The following is a 2,649-nucleotide window of genomic DNA, read 5'->3' as shown; positions in this document are numbered from 1 at the left end:
ATACTCATTTTCTGTGAGTTATACAAACTTCAGAGCCTTTTTTATTCCAAAATTACGTTAAATCACGCTTGTGAATTTTCACTTGCGAAACTTTAGTTATATTAAATAAATATCATTTGCTAAATTTAAATCGCAGTAAACGAAACATCTGTTTTATCGTCCGTTCATATTTTTTTGCCATTTGATTGTATTCTTCTTGAGTTTTTTTTATATGAGACATATATGTATCAGGACGTTTCATCGGATGCAAAACAGCATGAGTCGCATATTCTACACTCTTTTTAGTACCTTCTTCATATTCACAATATTTACTTATCAATTGCCATAGTACTTTTCCTTTTTCATTATTTATTAAAACTGCAGAAATCCCATTTGTTGAGGCATCAAGGTGCTTAGGAGTAATATGCCAATAATCACCAATAGAAACATCACCTATCCGTTCAAATTTAGCATACTTACATTTATAGCAACATTCTCTGAAAAAAGTACCTTTTATAAAATTAGAGAAATAATAATCACATAATGCAGGACCAACAGAAATAGACCCATCAGAATAACGATATCCAAAACAATAATCACCCCATTTTGAGACGCTCTTATCACGAAATTGTACATCTACAACTTTCTTTTTTTTTGAATTCTTATAATTCAAATGCATTTGCAACTCTGCAGCGGAAGGAGCTCCATGACAGAATAAGTCTACACAAAACAGGTTTTCATAATTCTTATTTAAAAACAGTCTTAAACCTCCTATTTGACAAGGCAGTGCGATAAACAACACTTTTTCGCCTTTCTTTAAATAATTGCGACATTTTATATAGGAATCATTAATATCTGCATAACAGTATTTTGATTTCAAAGCCTTTTCTATATTTGATGGTATTACTTCTTGAATAACAGGAAGTGTATCATCATTATAAGAAGCTGAAAATACCTTAAAATTACTATACAAACAAATTCTAATCAAAAGACCTCCAATGCCCCCAGACGAACTTCTAATCAACTCTTGCTGATTCTTATTATAAGCAGCATAAATCATGGATGGTGTGAAATATGTCAATGGTCGAGTTATTTGACATACTCTTTCACAAGCACCACAATTTATACAACTTGTACTATTGATAGATATTTTATTAAATTCATCTATGCCTATGCATTTCTTAGGGCATATCTGTATACACGCTTTACAAGTTGTACAATTACTATCAGGAGTTATCATGCTATTATTTTTTTTATATACTCTAAGGAACAGGCTCTATCATGTTCCAATTTTGAATCATAATTTCCTATAAGATCAGTTTTTTGACTGGAATTACTAATCATTCTTGACTCAAGACTATAACTAGTCAAAATACTATCTATCCGTGAACTTTGACTCTCACCAGCAGAATATTCTCTATTATATACATAAAATTCTTTTTTTAAGTTAATTGAGAAAGCAACTCCATGGAAAGAGTCGGTACATATGACTGCTGAATTATTTAAAACATATACAAATTCAGCAGGACTCACATCTATATCCTTAATATTTTTTGAAATCTGATTAAACTCATCAAATTTATAAGGAAAAGAGTATATCGGTAGTTTTTTCTCTATAGATACTTTCTTAATATGTTCTATAGCAACAGAACTCGGCTTATTAAGAAAGAACAATAGTATATAATTATCTTCTTTAATACTATTACACTTTATGGAATGCCTAATCCAAAATTCTGATGTTTTTAGAAGCGATGGATCTATATGCTGTTGAACGTTCTTACATCCTACTTCTTCTAATATTGGCACTAGTAAAATTTCTCTAATACTAACATTCTTAAAGCCATTAATGTATCGTTTAAGCTTCTTCTTATACCATAGAGGTATATTATTTGTACCTGTACTTGCTGCATATGAAGCACGCTTTTGCTTAGGAGCGAACCGCAGAAACATGAAAGGATTAAGCATTGGAGAAGTTAAGCTCCATACCTGATCACTTCCACAAATAAACATATCATAACTTTTATCTTTACGCATTTCAACGAAAGAAACATCTTTACTATGAATATTGTTTTGCAAAAAAGAGTCAAAATATTGTTTTACTTTAGGTGATAATCCATCACATGATCTATTAGATTCTTTAGCAAATTTTTTATACTTTACCCATCTCTCTGGATATAAAATACAAGATATAAGAAATTTTATTTTTATAAACAGGCTTCTTATCTTCCAATATAAGCCTACTTCTTTTTGGTTCAAAACATCAACTTTACATCCACATTCTTCTAAAATAGATTGTAGTGCATAACATTGAAGAACTGATCCATAGTTGTAATTGCGATAATAAGTAACAAGTCCTATCTTCATATTTTACAATAAGATTTTTATCGTGATTCAAACCTTTAAAAATTTGAATCACGATAATATTTATTTATCAAAATACATTTTCTCATAATACTTCTGATAATCCCCAGAAGTAACATTCTCAAGCCACTCCTCATTATCAAGATACCACTTCACGGTCTCCTCGATTCCCTCCTCAAACTGGAGAGATGGCTCCCAACCCAATTCCTTCTGCAACTTTCTAGAGTCGATGGCGTAACGCATATCATGACCCTTTCTGTCTGTTACATAAGTGATGAGATCCATATCCTCGCCTTCCTTTCTGCCGAG

Annotated in this window: 3 protein-coding genes; all 3 read right to left on the bottom strand. The window is 31.1% G+C overall.

Going from position 1 to position 2,649, the window contains the following annotated elements; translation table 11 throughout:
* Positions 1–112: 112 nt before the first annotated feature.
* The gene (locus tag ACWI69_RS11990; RefSeq protein WP_448822067.1) at positions 113–1,219 is read right to left on the bottom strand and encodes a Coenzyme F420 hydrogenase/dehydrogenase, beta subunit C-terminal domain; all 1,107 of its coding nucleotides are present in this window, start codon (positions 1,217–1,219) and stop codon (positions 113–115) included.
* Entirely contained in the window at positions 1,216–2,343 is a 1,128-nt protein-coding gene (locus ACWI69_RS11985) for a polysaccharide pyruvyl transferase family protein (RefSeq protein ID WP_448822066.1), read from the bottom strand. Before ACWI69_RS11985 ends, ACWI69_RS11990 begins: the two co-directional genes overlap by 4 nt.
* Before the next feature lie 60 nt (positions 2,344–2,403).
* A partial coding sequence (locus ACWI69_RS11980) for a GDP-mannose 4,6-dehydratase (protein WP_448822065.1) occupies positions 2,404–2,649 on the bottom strand: 246 nt, incomplete at its 5' end.

It is taken from the genome of Cetobacterium sp. (genome assembly GCF_977044495.1).
The sequence above is the reverse complement of the archived record's forward strand: the minus strand, read 5'-3'. Positions and strand labels throughout refer to the sequence as shown.

Excerpts from the sequence above, each read along its gene's own strand:
- ACWI69_RS11990 (WP_448822067.1), bottom strand. The coding sequence starts at position 1,219 with ATGATAACTCCTGATAGTAATTGTACAACTTGTAAAGCGTGTATACAG.
- ACWI69_RS11985 (WP_448822066.1), bottom strand. The coding sequence starts at position 2,343 with ATGAAGATAGGACTTGTTACTTATTATCGCAATTACAACTATGGATCA.